14 protein-coding genes are annotated in these 17,363 nt (G+C 32.2%); 10 read left to right on the top strand and 4 right to left on the bottom strand.

Translation table 11 applies throughout. The annotated features are described in order from the left end of the window. Positions 1-7 precede the first annotated feature (7 nt). The 3 genes from GGR32_RS00570 to GGR32_RS00560 all read left to right on the top strand — a co-directional run bounded on the left by GGR32_RS00570 (position 8) and on the right by GGR32_RS00560 (position 3,839). Entirely contained in the window at positions 8-1,174 is a 1,167-nt protein-coding gene (locus GGR32_RS00570) for a cation:dicarboxylate symporter family transporter (RefSeq protein ID WP_425487745.1), read from the top strand. 116 nt (positions 1,175-1,290) lie between these two features. After that, positions 1,291-2,895 (top strand): hypothetical protein, encoded by a 1,605-nt coding sequence (locus tag GGR32_RS00565; RefSeq protein WP_183475499.1) that lies wholly within the window; start codon positions 1,291-1,293, stop codon positions 2,893-2,895. A 77-nt stretch (positions 2,896-2,972) separates the two neighbouring features. Further along, complete coding sequence (locus GGR32_RS00560; RefSeq protein ID WP_183475498.1) at positions 2,973-3,839, top strand: hypothetical protein; 867 nt, start codon at positions 2,973-2,975, stop codon at positions 3,837-3,839. Between the two features lie 55 nt (positions 3,840-3,894). On the opposite strand, the gene GGR32_RS00555 is transcribed toward GGR32_RS00560, so the two are convergent. Continuing rightward, positions 3,895-4,623, bottom strand: a complete 729-nt coding sequence (locus GGR32_RS00555) for an SDR family oxidoreductase (RefSeq protein ID WP_343066412.1) — start codon at positions 4,621-4,623, stop codon at positions 3,895-3,897. A gap of 208 nt (positions 4,624-4,831) precedes the next feature. On the opposite strand from GGR32_RS00555, the gene GGR32_RS00550 reads away from it, so the two are divergent. Next, complete coding sequence (locus tag GGR32_RS00550; protein ID WP_183475496.1) at positions 4,832-7,129, top strand: transglycosylase domain-containing protein; 2,298 nt, start codon at positions 4,832-4,834, stop codon at positions 7,127-7,129. Positions 7,130-7,132: 3 nt separating this feature from the next. Here GGR32_RS00550 and GGR32_RS00545 read toward each other — a convergent pair whose 3' ends face one another. Next, positions 7,133-8,002 carry an SdiA-regulated domain-containing protein gene (locus GGR32_RS00545; protein WP_183475495.1) on the bottom strand — a complete coding sequence of 290 codons (870 nt, stop codon included), beginning with the start codon at positions 8,000-8,002 and terminating at the stop codon, positions 7,133-7,135. Further along, on the bottom strand, positions 7,986-10,247 hold the full coding sequence (locus tag GGR32_RS00540) for an FUSC family protein (protein ID WP_183475494.1): 2,262 nt from the start codon (positions 10,245-10,247) through the stop codon (positions 7,986-7,988). The genes GGR32_RS00545 and GGR32_RS00540 overlap by 17 nt, the downstream gene beginning before the upstream one ends. Positions 10,248-10,386: 139 nt before the next feature. Here GGR32_RS00540 and GGR32_RS00535 point away from each other — a divergent pair, with 139 nt between their 5' ends. The 5 genes from GGR32_RS00535 to trpA all read left to right on the top strand — a co-directional run bounded on the left by GGR32_RS00535 (position 10,387) and on the right by trpA (position 15,177). Beyond that, on the top strand, positions 10,387-11,661 hold the full coding sequence (locus GGR32_RS00535; protein WP_183475493.1) for a mechanosensitive ion channel family protein: 1,275 nt from the start codon (positions 10,387-10,389) through the stop codon (positions 11,659-11,661). Positions 11,662-11,669: 8 nt separating this feature from the next. Further along, positions 11,670-12,290, top strand: a complete 621-nt coding sequence (locus GGR32_RS00530; protein ID WP_183475492.1) for a YqaA family protein — start codon at positions 11,670-11,672, stop codon at positions 12,288-12,290. Between the two features lie 242 nt (positions 12,291-12,532). Further along, entirely contained in the window at positions 12,533-13,099 is a 567-nt protein-coding gene (locus GGR32_RS00525) for an anthranilate synthase component II (protein WP_183475491.1), read from the top strand. Positions 13,100-13,240: 141 nt separating this feature from the next. Then, positions 13,241-14,419 (top strand): tryptophan synthase subunit beta, encoded by a 1,179-nt coding sequence (gene trpB / locus GGR32_RS00520; RefSeq protein WP_183475490.1) that lies wholly within the window; start codon positions 13,241-13,243, stop codon positions 14,417-14,419. Between the two features lie 2 nt (positions 14,420-14,421). Beyond that, a complete protein-coding gene (gene trpA / locus GGR32_RS00515) occupies positions 14,422-15,177 on the top strand; it encodes a tryptophan synthase subunit alpha (protein WP_183475489.1) in 756 nt (251 codons plus the stop codon). Between the two features lie 52 nt (positions 15,178-15,229). On the opposite strand, the gene GGR32_RS00510 is transcribed toward trpA, so the two are convergent. Then, positions 15,230-16,732 carry a DEAD/DEAH box helicase gene (locus GGR32_RS00510; RefSeq protein WP_183475488.1) on the bottom strand — a complete coding sequence of 501 codons (1,503 nt, stop codon included), beginning with the start codon at positions 16,730-16,732 and terminating at the stop codon, positions 15,230-15,232. Between the two features lie 221 nt (positions 16,733-16,953). Between GGR32_RS00510 and GGR32_RS00505 the strand changes: the two genes are divergently transcribed. Then, positions 16,954-17,322 carry a hypothetical protein gene (locus GGR32_RS00505; RefSeq protein WP_183475487.1) on the top strand — a complete coding sequence of 123 codons (369 nt, stop codon included), beginning with the start codon at positions 16,954-16,956 and terminating at the stop codon, positions 17,320-17,322. Positions 17,323-17,363: the final 41 nt, after the last annotated feature.

Below are 17,363 nucleotides of genomic sequence, written 5' to 3'. Positions count from 1 at the left end.
TATTATGATACAAAATATTCTAAAAAATACAATTTTTAAATTAGTTCTAGGGGTTATTTTAGGACTTATAGCAGGAAATTATTTAAATGAAAGAAGTATACAGGTAATACTCTCATTAAAACACATTTTAGGACAAGTTATTTTCTTTTTAATTCCTTTAATTGTTATTGGATTTGTTGGAGCATCTATTACAAAACTATCTAGTAACTCCTCTAAAGTATTCGGTTTTTCTTTGCTTTTAGCCTACTTTGCAAGTATTGCTGCCCAGTTTTTTTCACTGTTTTTTGGGTATCAAATTATCCCAAAATTACATATTGTTAACAAAATAGAAGCCTTAAAAGAAATTCCCGAACAAATTTTCACATTAGATATTCCTCCTATATTTTCTGTAATGACTGCTTTATTTTTAGCTTTTTTGCTGGGCTTAGGAGTACTTTGGACAAAAGCTAAAAATTTAGAAAGTATCTTAGACGAACTCCGGGATATTATTAGCTTACTTATTAAGAAACTACTCATTCCTATCATCCCTATTTTTGTAGCATTAAATTTCACCACCCTAAGTTATGAAGGTTCTATCCAGAAACATTTACCCATCTTTATAAAAGTAGTCCTAATTGTAATTGTAATGCATTGGATTTGGCTTATTGTTTTATATATTTTTGCGGCAATTGTTAGCAAGAAAAACCCTCTACCTCTAATCAAAAAATACCTCCCCGTATATTTTACAGCCGTAGGGACTATGTCATCAATGGCAGCCTTAGGTATAGCAATAGAAGCTATAAGTAAAAGTAAAATATTAAAACCCGATTTAAGTAACTTTACTATTCCGTTTTTTGCAAGTATTCATTTATGCGGATCTGTTATTACAATTGTATTTTTTACAATGACTGTCTCTCAAGTTTTGTATGGTTATATTCCAGATATAGGCACTATGGTTTTATTTATTTTTCTTCTTGCAATTTTTGCGGTTTCAGCACCAGGAGTTCCTGGCGGAACTGTTATTGCTTCTTTAGGTTTAATAACAGCTATATTAGGTTTCGATGAAACGGGATTAGCCCTATTGCTTTCTATTTTTGCATTACAGGATAGTTTTGGAACAGCCACCAACATTACAAGCGATGGAGCTCTCGCTTTAATATCAGAAAAATATTATGATCGAAAAAGTACAAAATAAAACTTTTTTTTAAAATATTTTCAATTTTGTTAAATTGCCAACTCGTTTTATATAGTCTAACTATAATTGTATACAAACTAAGCTAAATCTGCATTAACCTATAAATAAACCAAAAAATGCAAAAATGGAAAAGCCTATTTATAGGTATATTAACAGGGGTAGCTATTATGTTTATAGCATTTATCGGTTATTTTTATCAGAAAAACAAATACAACTTAGATCAAATTTCTGTAAAAGATACTATCGAAATAATAGGAAATAAAATCCCAAAAAACAAGCAGATTGTTTCTCAAGATGCCATTTATATAACCGCTAAATACATTGAAAAATTTGGCGATGATGCTACTGGAGATAATTTCCCCTTAGTTTTTCTTCAACCAAAATTAACTGGCAATTTTTACAAACATAAAATAAAACTCAAAGACTCACTGCTTGTTACTGTAAGCGATACAGATATTTATGATATTACAAATAAAAAACACTATACCCCTATTACAGACTTAATCCCTATAAATATCGATTCCTTAGCCCAAAAAACTATTTATTTAAAAAATAAATACTTGCTCGAAAATGGAGAAGTAAGTACAGCCAAATTAGCCTTGGAAGTTACAAAAAACAAAATAGTGAAAGTAAACTATCTGTCTGGAGATCAACACACAGGAGTTTGCATACCTATATACATAAACAAAAAGCCCACAATGGTATTTTTTGTATTTAACAATATGAATGGGTACTTGATGAAAACAAATGAAGGCTGGGAAGGAAAAATAGGAGAAATAGATTTTACCACTAAGGGTTTTGAAGAGCATACAATCCAATCTATCGTAGATTTAGAAGCTTTTGAAAAACTTAAAAAACAAGAAAACAAACCATTCTATTATAAGGAATACGATTTTACTATAAAAAAAGGAAAAATCTATAGCAACCGATTGCCCGCTCCACTATTAGACAACCCAATGGATACATTATACCCCATAGGTGAGTATAATAAGCAGTTAATAATTGGAGAGAAAAAACACAAAAAATATTTATTTAACGGTTTATTACAAGACATTACACCCAAAGGTTTTAAAGCCATTCATTACGTAAATGAAACATTTACAGCATTGGTTAATAATCAAGTATTTGATATAAATAGTAGCGGGGAATTATCTCAAATAAAACCTAAAAAAGAAACCAAAGCCTATAATACACATCATTATGTATATGAAATTAAAGAAAGTAACCACAACTCGTTTCACATAACCTGCAAAGGCTATAACGCTACTAATTTATTAGAAAGTTACAAAACAACCCCGGTAAACAATATCGGAGAAGCTAGCCTTGTTACTTTTACAAACCATACAAAAAAGATAAAAATCCTAGCCGATCACCTAGAGCAAAAACAAAACTACATTGTGACCAAAAAAGATGGACTTTTTGGTTTATATAAATTTAATAACATAATTAAAGACTACGATTTCGAAGAAAACATTGCCGAAATTACCGTAAACATAAACCTAACACCTTTACTCCCCAACCAATATGAGCAAATAATTGCAAATGAAATGACATCACTTGTGCTTTTCGAAAAAGATGGATTAAAAGGTTATTATCCACTACATAAAAACGGAAAATACCAAACACTATCTCCTTTTTTAAACAATGCGTTTGCTAAATTTACGTTACCCGACGGAAGAAAAGGTTGGCTTCAATACAACGGAAAAGAGTATTTTTATTAGTTATAAAAAGAAAGGTTGCATCTACATAGAGCCTAACCCAAAAAGCTAATTTTACCGGTTGTTCTAAAAAAAATAATATGGGAATAGCACATAAAAAACAGAACTTTTTAGATTGGGCAACTCAACAATGGGTTATTTTATACGGAAACAAAATTGACAACAAAAAACACCAATGGCTTTTAGGACCTTTTGGCAATACAAAAGGCATTGGATATAAATTCATAGAACAATTAGCACAAAAAGAAAGCTTAATTATCCATGAATCAAAAAAAGATGACGGCTTATTTTCTTCAATAAATCAACTTAATCTTCCTGCAAAAGAAGTAAAAAAATTATCTAAAGGTGTTATCGATTTTTATCAAAACACAACCAATTACAACCTTGTTCTAGCAGTTAAATGGAATCCGTTTTTTAAAGGTTTTGGTTTTCTACTCAAAGCACTTTTTAGCCGAAGAATACAACAGCTTAACATACCTATACAAAATATTAAAAACACTATTAATAAAGAACTAACCAATAGCATTATACACCTAACAGATGCTGTTTCCAATCAGCCCAAACACACCATTTGGTTAAGAGCATTTAAAGCTACAAACAAAGTGGTCTATACTGGCATTTATAAAACCTGCACTATTCCTTCGGGGCAAACTTGTATAAAAGCAATTTTTCCCTTGCCTAACGGAAGTGCTACCGTTGTTTTAGCACCCAGCGTAGGAAAAGACGGGTCGCTGATTTTAACTTCTTCTGGAAAAAAAATGGGAGATAGTGGTTTTTATTTCTTGCTACAAGATGCCAAAGGAACATTATGGACTAAATTCATTAAATCGTTCAAAGATAAACTAGTTGTAAGTTGTATAGACAAACAAGTTGTAGCAAAACAAACGTTTACGTTATGGAATCTAAACGTACTTCAGCTTACTTATACCATGCATAAAAAACAATAAAAAAAGGTCAACTTAAGTTAACCTTTTTCTCTATATACTTATTCTTTAACTGCTATTATTTTGTTGGTGGCTGTGCAGGTCTAATTTCAATTTTACTTGGCAATGCACGTTTATTCATCTTAAACAAATCTACGACCAACTCACCAATATCTTCCTTCTGAATTTTCCAAGCCTCTGCTTCTAGTTTTTCTTCTGGGTTATTTCCGTTAAAATGTGTAGAGACAGATCCTGGCATAATGGTAGAAACGCTAATTCCGTGTTTTCTTACATCAAGCATCATGGATTGTGTAAAACCTGTTACCCCAAATTTACTTGCGTTATAAGCGCTTGCGGTAGGGAAAAAGTTAGTTCCGGCCAAACTAGAAATACTTATGAAATATCCTTGCGTTTCTTTTAAGCTTTCTAAGCATGCTTTGGCAGTATAAAACACTCCACTTAAATTAGTATCTATTGTTTCTTGCCATTGCTCTGGAGTTAAGGTTTCAAAATCAGCAAAATGTCCAATTCCTGCATTAGCAATCACAAAATCTATAGCTCCAAAATCTGCTATTACCTTAGCCACAACTTCTTGCTGTTGTTTATAATCGCGTACATCTAAAGTATATGCTTTTACCTTTGCATCGCTTGTTTTTTGTATTTTTTTTAGCGTTTCCTCTGCTCTGCTTGCATCTCTACTTGTTAAGGCAACATTCACGCCTTGCGCAAGTAAAGCTTCTGCAATTCCGTAGCCTATACCTTTGCTTCCTCCTGTTATAAAAGCGGTCTTATTTTTCAAATTCATAATGTTTATTTTTTTATATCCTAAAGATATTAAGCTTTTTAAGAAGTAAACTGTTTTCGCACTACTTTTAATGTTTTTTAACTTTTAGCTATTTTTAAGGAAGCCTACACAGGCTATAAAAGTTATACATAAAAAATTTTATATGTTAAAGCTAATTGAAAACTATACTATAAGTTAACATATATTGTTTTCTTTGCATAAAAGCATTAACATGAGTTTTTTTTCTATAAAAAAATATAATTGGCTTAAAATTGGTTTAGGGATAATTTTAAGTCTTATTACATTATTAGTTCTATTCTACTCCAGTATTTATTTTGGTTTATGGGGAAAATTACCTAGCAAAAAAGATTTAAGTGATTTAAAGCAACAACAGGCTACACAAATTCTAGATATAAATAATGATTTACTTGGAAAAGTATATCGGTTAGACCGGCAAAACATTACTTACAAACAATTTCCTAAACACCTGATAGATGCTTTAATTGCTACCGAAGACGCTCGGTTTTACGAACACGATGGTATTGATAGCAGAAGCTTATTTCGTGTGTTTTTTAAAACCATTCTTCAGGCCGATAAATCTTCGGGAGGTGGTAGTACCATTACGCTACAATTAGCAAAAAACTTATACGGAAGAAAAGATTATGGCTACCTAAGTATTGTGGTAAACAAACTTAGAGAAAGTATTGTGGCTAGCAGAATTGAAGCCATTTATAGTAAAAAAGAAATTTTAACCCTATACCTAAACACGGTTCCGTTTAGCGATAACACCTATGGTATAGAAAGTGCCGCACAAAAATTTTTCAATAAAACTACACAAGACCTCAACCTTGCAGAAGCAGCAACGCTTATTGGAAGCTTAAAAGCTAACCATAGCTATAACCCTAGACTGTTTCCCGAACGAAGTCAACTTAGGCGTGATGTTGTAATTACCCAAATGCTAAAATACAACTACATTACAGAAAAAGAAGCTGAAGAAGCTATGCAAAATAATATTCTGCTAGATTACCAATACTATAACCCAAATCAAGGTATTGCTCCGTATTTTAGAGCTCAAGTAATTAAAGAAGCTAACAAAATTATTGCCGAAAATAAACTTGTAAAAGCTAATGGAAAAGGCTACGAAATTTATACCGACGGACTAAAAATACACACCACTTTAGATATTAACTTACAACAACATGCCGAAGCCGCAGTAAAAAAACACCTCACTAAACTACAAAAAGCCTTTGAGGAAGCCTACGGAAACCTTGCCCCTTGGAAAAAAGATTCTGCATTAATCTATAAAACCTTAAAAACCACTGCCTACTATAAACGCTTAAAACAACAAAAACTGTCGGAACAACAACTACAGGACTCCTTAAAACTAAAAAGAAAGATAAAAGTTTTTAATTGGGAAGGAAACCAAACAAAAAACCTCTCTGTTTTAGATAGCATTACCCATTACTTAAAATTTTTAAACACAGGAATGCTTTCTATCGAGCCACAAATCGGCGGAATTAGAGCTTATGTTGGTGGCATTAATTATAATTTCTTTAAATACGACCATATTACACAAAGTAAACGCCAAGTTGGTTCTACCTTTAAACCTATTGTGTACACTACAGCTATAGAAAACGGTATGCCCGCATGTACATACTATTCTAACAAAGCAATAACATACACTGATGTAGACAATTGGAAACCTAAAAATGCTTCTAAGAATAATCCATCAGATTTAAATTACTCTTTAGAAACTGCATTAAGTAACTCGATAAACACCATTGCCGTAAAAGTGATGCACGACACTGGAATAGAAAAAACAATTGATATGGCAAAAGCAATGGGCATAACCTCTAGCATAGAACCTGTTCCAGCTATCGCTTTAGGAGTAAGCTCGTTTTCTGTATTAGAATTAGCCACCGCCTATACTACATTTGTTAATCAAAGTATTCCTAGTCAGGCGTATTTTATTACGAAGATTGAAGATAAAAACGGAAAACTATTATACCAACATAAACCCAAAACAAGTACTCAAAAAGCTTACAGCGACCATACGAGACAAATAATGCTCGAAATGATGAAAGAGACCGTAAACAGCGGTACTGCAAGACGATTAAGAAGTACCTTTAATCTTCCTAATGCTATCGCAGGAAAAACAGGAACTACACAAGACAATAAAGATGGTTGGTTTGTAGGTATTACTCCAAACTTGGTAAATATTATTTGGGTAGGAAACGACCAACAAATAGGTTTTAAAACAACAAGGCAAGGACAAGGAGCTAAATCTGCATTGCCCATTTTTGGTTATTTTATGCAAGCCTTAAATAACAATCCAGATTTTAATTCTATTACAAAAGCAAATTTTGAAAACAGTACACCTAAAGTATTAGAGGAACTCTCCTGCCCTCCTACAAAAGAAGATGGCTTTTTAAAACGTATTTTTGGAAAAAAAGAAGACGAAAAACAAAGCTTTAAAAAGGACGAAGAGAAGAAAAAAGGTTTTTTTGATTTCCTAAAAAAGAAAAAATAATTATTAGTTAGAAACTAAAACCATTTGATGAATATTTGCAGGATTCCATCCGCCTTCATTCGAAATAAATAGAGTTCCTTCTGGACTAAAAGTAATGCCTTCTGGTTGTGGGAAATCATCTGTATCTAAGTGATATAATGCTTTAAATTCCCACGCTTTAGATAAAATTAAAAGCTTGGGTCTTACCCCGTCTAAAATATACACCTCTTTGGTTACAGGATGAATACCAATAGCCGAAGGTTTAAAAACTTTTGCTTTTCCAAAATGCTTTAGGTTTTTAAAATAATTGGCCGTATAGGTAATTTTAAAAACAGGTGTTTCTTGTAATTTTTTCGTAACTAAGTCAAAAGCAAAAATGGGTTTGTATTGGTTGTTTTTATTTCCCGATTCTTTACAGGCTAATAAAAGTCTATGGTTAGCTTTATCATAACACAAGCCTTCTACGTCATATTTACTTGTTAAAGCTGTTTTATATTGTTTAACTTTGGCAACAGAATCCGCTATATTTTCTATTTCGTAAAGTTGCCCATTACTTTTTACAACATAAGCTTTTTTTCCTACTAAGGTTATGCCTTCATAATCGCCATTTTTCGCAAACTTTATTTCTTTAGATATCTTTTTATCAGTTAGATTATAAATAAAAACTATTCCGTTTTCATCTTGTACACAAGCTATTTTATTGTTGTTTAAATATGAAATTCCCGATATTTCTTGTAAAACACTAGGCAAGTTATATGTTTTTAAGATTTTTACTTCTCCTGGATTTTTATAAGCTAAGGCATATTTTTTAGCAAACAGATAAGAAGCTACTCCTACAAAAAGTAAAATCCCTAAAGTGATGAAAAACGGAATACTTTTAAAATAACTCTTCATAAATAGCTGGCTTTTGTTTTGAATATACACTTTTTAGATTAAAAGACACCTCGTATAACCATTTAAATTGTTCAGAAAGTAATTGTAAATCGTGCATTTCTAATGTTAAAGGGTCTTCAAACAACGTTTTCCCTCTTTTTACTTGTCCTACTTTTCTATTCACCAACATATCGTAACGCTGATTAATTTCTTTATAGGCTATTTCTCTATTTTCTTCCAATCTAATATCTTCTAGATATTCTCCTTGGTTTAATATGGCTATGGTTGCTTCTATATTCTGGATAATAGCTGCGGTGTAGGTTTGCACAAAGTTGTACTTTTTTACATGTTCGTTACTGCGTATATAGCTTCCTAGGCTTACTAATGCCGATAAAAAAGTGTAATTAAGCACTGTGTACTCGTATGTTTCTTCTACGTTTTTTTGTTTACTTTTAGGTTCTTGAAGCATCCGCTGAAAAGCTCCATTTAAGTTTCCTGTTGCTAAAAAAGCGGTTTTACGCTTTAGTTTATATGATTTTAATTCTTCTGGATGATGATAAAATTTAACCACTTCTTTCAAGAAATCTATATTAGCACTAAGTGCGTTCTGTATTGTACTATTTATTTCTTTATATTCCCAACTAGGAAATAGCAATAGGTTTCCTGCAAATGCTAAACCAGCTCCTATAATGGTATCTATTATTCTATACTGAATAACATCTATGGGGTTGGGCTGTAATAATGCATAGATAAGTATAACGTTTATTGTAATAAAAGCAGCGCCTCCAACATAGTTTTTCTGTATCATAGAAAAGGCTAACACCAGCGATATGATTGCCATAACTGCATAAGCCGTTGTATTGTTTGTTATGTACACAAGACCAACAGCAACTACACTCCCTATTAAAGTGCCTATGATACGTTTAACCGAACGCTCTTTAGTAAGCCCATAACTAGGGCGAAGTATTACTATTAATGTTAGTAAAATCCAGTAGGCATTTTGTACCTCAAAAAGATATCCAACCAATAGCCCTATAAACATTAATAAACTTAGTCTTATTGCATGTTTAAACATAGGTGAGCTCCATGAAAAATTATCTACAAGAATTTTAAAGCTATAATCTACTGGAGTTAAAAATTGCTCATATTCTCTAGGGATAATTGTAAAAGTATTCCTTCTGTCTATGTTGGTAACTACACGTTGTATATAACGTATTTTTTGTGCTTGTTTTCGTTCAAAACGGAGTACATTATTTAATTGAATAAAAATTTCCTGAGCTTTAGGATCTGGATTATTTTTAAAAAGATTTGTAATATCCTGATGGATAACATGTATTTTTATTCGAAGTTGATTGTCTAAATAAAAACGCTTACCTTCTAAAATATTTTTTGCTACTTTATTAAGTTCTTGACTCATGGCAAAACTTAAATCTTGATACCTTCTAACCAAGGTTGGGTAAGAGTCCTTTAACCTATCTACAGTCTTATAATTAATCGGGTGCGTTAAACCTAGTTCTAAAATATCTATTAACTCTATTAAAATTAATATTTTACGCCTAGATGAATTTGACGTACCAGAGGTAAAACGATTACTTAGTAAAGCTTCCCTTAGCGTTTCGTGATGTTCATTTATAGCACTTTGGAGTAAAAATTGTTCTTTTTTTAGTTTCGCTCTATGTTTTTTATCTTTTAGTAATTTGGCTCTATATTTAAGAAATTTAGCCGTTAGCTCTACTGTTTCTCCTAATACAATATCTGAATGTTTTTTAGGGCGTATTAATAATACTATAGTACTTATTAAAATATACCATAAACCACCTATTAGTATTCCTAAACTGTGTAGTTGAAAATTTTCTTCACCAATGTTAGAAAAACTTAAGGTTATTGCCAATAATCCTGAGAAAGAAACCAATGATGCTCGAAACCCATAAACAGAAATATAAGCACTAATAAAAGTATAAAGTATTGCTAACCCCCATTGTAAACCTGTATTTCCTATTACTAGGTGTAAAGTATAAGTGATTGATGCACTCAGTAAAGTGGCAGCTAATATTCCTAAAAACCTATGGCGTAGGTTCCCAGAAACATTACTAGGAGCAACTAAAAAAACCCCTACTGTTAAACCTATACCTAGCAACATTTGGTTAGTTAAAGTTGCATACAACAAGGGTATTATAATAGCTATAGCTAAAATTAAAGCTTTGGATAAATCTGTACTAGAGAAATACCTAATTATAGTTCCTTTTGTGTTGGCTAGTTTCATCATTCATACAAAAGTACCTAAACTATTTATGCAAAAAACTACATTTTAAGAATAGTTTAGGGAAAACTTTTTAGATTTTAAGTTGTTTTGGATGTTATCATTTTTATTTTTGTTGCTTGTAGCCCAAGAAAGTTAAATACTTATGAAACTTGAGAATTTTACTCATTTCTTTTACGATTTTTTTATCAGCGCTGGATGGTCTAAACCAATAGCTGTATGGGTAAATTTTATACTCAACATCATTGTTTTTATCATTATTGCCTCTGCTCTTAGGTACGTTTTCATTAAGTTTTTTAGAGGCTTTTTATCTCAAATTGCGGCAAAAACAAAAACAAAATTTGACGATTATTTATTCAGTAATAAAGCTATTGTAAACTTAGCAAACTTAATTGTACTTATTGTAGGACGTACCTTTATAACCGATTTCTTGATTGATTACTCCTCGCCAAAAGCTTTAATAATAAGCATTGTTGATATTGCTATAATTATTATGTTTATTTGGATGATTCGTACCATCCTACATTCTTTCAAAGATTATTTACGTTCTCTTAAAAACTTTAAAGACAAACCTATAGAAAGTTACATTCAAGTATTTATGATTATTACTTGGATGATAGGTATTGTTTTAATCTCCTCTATTGTAACCAACAAATCCATCGCAGATTTCCTAACAGCTATAGGAGCACTTTCTGCTGTTTTACTGCTTATTTTTAAAGATAGTATTTTAGGCTTTGTAGCTAGTATTCAGGTTTCTGTAAACGACACTGTACGTATTGGAGATTGGATAACGATGGAAAAATATGGTGCCGATGGAACTGTGATTGAAATAAACTTATCTTCTGTAAAAGTTAAAAATTTTGATTACACCATTACTACCATTCCTACCTATTACCTAAACTCTGATTCATTTACCAATTGGAGAGGTATGCAAAATTCTAATGGGCGAAGAATAAAAAGATCTATTCTCATCAAAGCAAACTCTATACATTACTTAACTGGTGAAGAAATAGAAGAATTAAAAAAAATCCAGCTAATTACCGCTTATTTAAACACCAGAACTACCGAAATTGATAAATACAATACCAAAAACGAAATTGATAAAAGCCTGCTTATTAACGGAAGAAACTTAACCAATTTTGGCGTGTTTAGAAAATATGTAGATCAATATTTAAGTAACCACTCTGCGCTAAATAAAGATATGTTAATGATGAGTAGGCAACTTGCACCTACACCTCATGGCGTGCCACTAGAAATCTATGCTTTTAGCCGTGATAAAGTTTGGAAAAACTACGAGCACATTGTAAGTGATATTTTCGATCACCTTCTTGCTGCAGTTCCTTACTTTAAACTTGAGGTTTTTGAACCACCCACCACCCACGACATACAAAAGATAACTCAAAATAACACTAGATTATAATTTATAAAATGCCAAAGAAAAACCCAGCTAACAAAAAACCAAGGTGGAAACTTCTTCACCAATATTACTCGTATACAGGTTTTTATTCATTTGTAGGAAAAAGTCTTTTAAAGGCTGCACTTCCTATTATTTTATTTGTAGCAGCCTTACTCGCTGTACACTTTTTTGTAATAGACATTAATACAATTCTTGTTTATGTTACAGAAAACTTTCCGCCAATAGGCGTTTTTGCTGTTTTCTTCGCCTCCGAATCATTTTTAGGGTTAATTCCACCAGAAATGTTCATTGCATGGTCAGGAAAATCAGAGCATCCTGTGGTGTTTTTAAGCATTCTTGCTACATTATCCTATTTAGGAGGGGTTATATCTTACTTTGTAGGGCGAGGTATTGCCAGCATCCCTTCTGTATTTGTTTACCTTGAAGTAAAAATGGAAAAACACATTAAAAACATGCGTAAATGGGGTGGTTTTCTTATCGTAGTTGGTGCCTTATTACCATTACCTTTCTCTATATCTAGTATTGCTGCGGGAATTATAAAGTTCCCTTTTCCTAGCTTTTTATTATTTGGATTACTGCGTTTTGTGCGTTTTGCTATCTACGGAGTTGCCATTTTTAATGCGTTAAGTTAAAATTTACCCAGATAATTTGGATATCTAATTTTTTATTAGTTAAATTTGCCCCAACAATTAACAACAACATTTTGAATTTAAACTTTGTAAATAAATTTTGGTGGAACTTTCAGGAATTACGATTCGTGAAATAACACTTTTATATACCCTATTGTAAAAGACCTGTCATTTCACGACAGGTCTTTTTTTTTGAATATTTTTAAATAAAATAAACAGTAAATTAATTTTTATTCTTCTATACCATGAAAAAAATAGTAATGATTGACAACTATGATAGCTTCACCTACAACTTAGTACATTATTTAGAAGAACTAAGTAATAAGGTAACCGTTTTTAAAAACGATAAGCTAGATCTAGAAGAATTAGAAGAGTTTGATAATCTAATCTTATCACCTGGCCCAGGAATACCCGAAGAAGCAGGACTATTAAAACCAATTATAAAGAAATACGCTTCGACAAAAAATATACTTGGCGTTTGTTTAGGGCAACAAGCCATTGCAGAGGTTTTTGGAGGCAAAATTACAAACCTTCCAGAAGTTTATCATGGCATTGCTACTACAATTAAAGTAATAGACCCGTTAGAAACGCTTTACACAAACCTGCCAACAGAACTAAGTGTAGGACGTTATCACTCTTGGGGGGTAACTTCTCCCCTTCCTGACTCATTAATGCCTACTGCGGTAGATAAAAACGGAATAATAATGTCCCTAAGGCACCGTACATATACCGTAAAAGGAGTACAATTTCATCCAGAATCTATACTTACACCTACAGGAAAAACTATGCTAAAAAATTGGCTTGATTTTTAAGTAATTATTTTAAAAAACAACCTTTAAAATACCATATAAGGACTAGGAAAATATTCTAGCCTAGGAAACTCACATCCTAAAAACAAACACAAAAAACAGTTATAAACAATTAAAAAACAATAATTTAAAACAATAAAAAACATGAATTATCAAGTAAACGAAAACGGATTCTATGGTGAATTTGGTGGGGCTTACATCCCAGAGATGCTTCATCATAACATCGAAGAATTAAAAAACTGTTACCTAGAAATTATGCAAAAAGAAAGCTTTAAACAAGAGTTCTCTTCCTTGCTTCAAGATTATGTAGGTAGGCCTTCTCCTCTATATCATGCCAAAAGGCTTTCTGAAAAAATAGGGGCTAAAGTTTATCTTAAACGAGAAGATCTAAACCATACTGGAGCTCATAAAATAAATAACACCATTGGGCAAATTCTGCTAGCAAAACACTTAGGCAAAACCCGTGTAATTGCAGAAACTGGAGCAGGACAACATGGGGTGGCTACCGCTACGGTATGTGCCTTAGCAGGTATAGATTGTGTAATTTACATGGGCGAAATAGATACCCAAAGGCAAGCACCTAATGTAGAACGCATGAAACTATTAGGAGCAGAAGTAAAACCTGCCACATCGGGGAGCAAAACACTAAAAGATGCCACCAATGAAGCCATCCAAGACTGGGTAAGAAACGCTGAAGATACTTTTTATATTATAGGTAGCGTTGTGGGTCCTCATCCTTATCCAGATCTTGTTGCACGTTTACAAAGTGTAATTTCTGAAGAAATAAAAAAGCAACTAACTGAAAAAGAAAAAACACCTAACCCAGATTATATTGTTGCTTGTGTGGGCGGAGGTAGTAATGCCACAGGAGCTTTCTATCATTACTTAAATACCCCCGAGGTTAAACTTATTGCAGCAGAAGCTTCAGGTAAAGGAGTTAACTCTGGTAAAACAGCAGCTACCTCTGTAATTGGTACTCCTGGAATAATTCACGGAAGCAAAACCATGGTTATGCAAACAGAAGATGGACAAATAATAGAGCCTTACTCTGTTTCTGCTGGTTTAGATTACCCTGGCGTTGGTCCACTTTATGCACATTTACACAAAGAAAAACGCGTAGAATTTATTACCATAACCGATGATGAAGCAATTACTGCTGGAATAGAACTCTGTAAACTAGAAGGAATTATCCCCGCTGTAGAAAGCGCACATGCCTTGGCAGTTTTAGACAAACTAGCCACTAAAGCCTCTGATATTATTGTCGTAAACCTTTCTGGACGCGGCGATAAAGATTTAAATACTTACACAAATTACTTTAACTAAAAATGATGAATAGAATAGATTATACACTAGCGCAAAAAAGCAATTTAAACGCCATATACACTACCGCAGGATTTCCTAATTTAAACGACACGCCTAAAAGCATACAACTGCTGTCTGAAAATAAGGCCGACATTATCATTGTGGTATTACCCTTTAGCGATCCCCTTGCAGGCTCACCCACACTACAAGAAAGTGAAAAAGTGGCTCTGCAAAATGGTATGACAACAAAGCTATTTTTCGAGCAGCTTAAGCATATAAGAAAACAAACAACAAAACCTATACTTATCTCGGGATATTTAAATCCTATTTACCAATATGGTGTAAAAGATTTTTGCAAAAAATGTGCTCAAATAGACATTGATGGTTTAATAATTCCTGATTTACCACTATCTATTTTTAAAAGCAAGTACCAGCAATACTTTACCGAAAACAACCTGAAATATATTCCTTTTATAAGTCCGCAAACATCAGAAAGTAGAATAAAAGAAATCGATAATCTTGCAGGAGGATTTATATATACTATAGCTCCTTTAGCGGAAAACAGTGCTTTTTCTGAAAAAGAAATAACTTATTTTAAATACCTCAAAGCTTTAAAGCTTAAAACTCCACTGCTTATTGATGTTGGCATGGCAGATAATAAGCAAGTAGAAATTGCTCTATCATTTTTTAAAGGTAGGATTATTAGCGATGCTTATGTTAATTTCCTTTCGCAAAACACCGTTGAAAAAACTGCCGATTTTATAAAATCTTACATCTGAAAAACAGCCAATAAAAACTAAAGCTACCTAAATTTATAGGTAGCTTTTATTTTTATTCATCTTGAAACATGGTGTTTATTTTTGAACGCAACTTCCTGTTATAATCTTCAAACAACCAATCTCTATAGTTTTTGGTGTTATTAATTATACAATAAGAATAGCGTTTTACACGATCGTGGATATCGTCCTTCAATTCTCTAGCCAAAATACGGGCATCAAAAACATCTTCACTATTTTCTACACACATACGTGCATGCTGATTAATAGATTCCTCCAATACAGCTTTTGATTTTTCGCCATTATTTACCGCTTCATCATAAGCTTTCTTAATATCGAAATGAATATTTTCCGTATTCTTAAATAGCGCTCTAGTTTCTTCTGGCATTTTATAGGTAAATTCCTGCTCTATTTCTTCATCAGATATCATGTTATCTAAGAAATAGTCTGGGTTTTTAAATATCAGTTGCCAATCTACCGGAGCATCCCACATACCAAATCTAGCGGCATTATTTCCTAAATCAATCACATTAAACTCATCTTTACCAGGAAGTTTTCGCGACCCACGTCCTATCATCTGATAATACAAGGTTAAGGATTTTGTTGCTCTATTTAATATTATATTTCTTACGGTAGGTTCATCAAATCCTGTAGTTAAAATACTAACCGAAGTTAAAATTGCATCGGGTTTAGTTTTAAACCATTTTAAAATTTCTTTACGTTCCTTTTTACTATGGGTATTATCTAGGTGTCTTATCTCGTAACCTGCATCTTTAAAGGTTTGGTAAACAAACCAAGACGTATTTATCCCGTTATTAAAAATAAGTGTTTTTTGCCCTTTACAACGCTCCTCGTATGCTTGCAAGAGTTTTTCTTGCATAGATAGGTTGGTATATAAATCTTCGGAAGATTTTACGGTATAATCTCCATTTATTCCTACTTGCAGCGAGCCTAAACCTACATCGTAACTAAAAGTATTGGCGCGTGCCAAGAAACTTTTTTCTATTAACGAGGTAATAGATTCTCCTACAATAAGCTCCTTATAATTATCATTCATAGGAAGCTTAATGTTAGAACTTAACGGTGTTGCGGTTACGCCTAAAATAAAAGAGTTCTCAAAATGTTTAAACAGTTTTGTAAACGAGTTGTAATGTGCCTCATCTATAATAACCAGCCCAATATCTTTTACTTCTAATTTTTCATCATTTAAACGGTTGTTAAGTGTTTCTACCATGGCTACAAAGCACTGGTATTCATCTTGATCGGGAAGGTCTTTTACTTTACTGTTAATAATTTTATTTTTAACATTAAAACCGTCCAACATCTTAGAAGTTTGTTTACACAATTCTATACGATGCGTTAAAATAATTACTTTTTTGTGGGTTTGCTGGATATAACGTCTAACAATCTCCGAAAAAATCACCGTTTTTCCTCCTCCTGTAGGCAACTGGTAACATAAATTATAGCTTTCGGGATAATCACTTAGGTAAGTAAATATCTTTTCTAAGTCTTTTTCTTGGTAATCGTAAAGTACTTTTTCTTCGGTTTTTTGCATCATAAAAACACCTATACTTTTGGTCGTTGATTTAAAAATTTAAACATGCAAAATTACACGATTTTATAAGTAAATTGAAATTTTTTAGGAAGAAATATAGAATAGATTTATAAACTCCTATTTTCTAAGTAATTAAAAAAGCGAATTAAATTTTTAATTTCTTTTGATTAAAATAAATAGAATAAATTATTTTTGTGCCAAATTAACTTTAAAATTCTTAGGTTTTGAACAATCCACAAGCACAGCAATTAATTAGAAAAATTTTAGGCGATTTGAATCACACCGGTATTATTACCAATACCCTAATGGACGATTTAAAAAAGCTAAGACCTTATGCTGTAGAAGAAAAGCAACCTGTTATTGCAAAAGCACTTCGTTTGGCTTTTGAACATATAGAGGAATACGACTCGTTTAATATTCCTATCCCCGAAGATGAACCGCTAGAAGAAATAGATTTTACCCCAGCAGATTTTGATCCAACAGAAAGCATGGTTTACCTTATTACCCTTATTAGAGACATCAACAATAAATTAAATATAGAAGAGTTAAGAGATTACAACAATGCCTTTGTAAAATATGCAGAAGAACATTAAAATACACAATGTTTTTTTTGTACCTTAATCGCTTAATTTTT

Source organism: Mesonia hippocampi (assembly GCF_014197445.1).
In the GTDB taxonomy this organism is placed as follows: domain Bacteria; phylum Bacteroidota; class Bacteroidia; order Flavobacteriales; family Flavobacteriaceae; genus Mesonia; species Mesonia hippocampi.
Note: the sequence above shows the minus strand (reverse complement) of the source record. Positions and strands in the feature narration are given on the sequence as shown.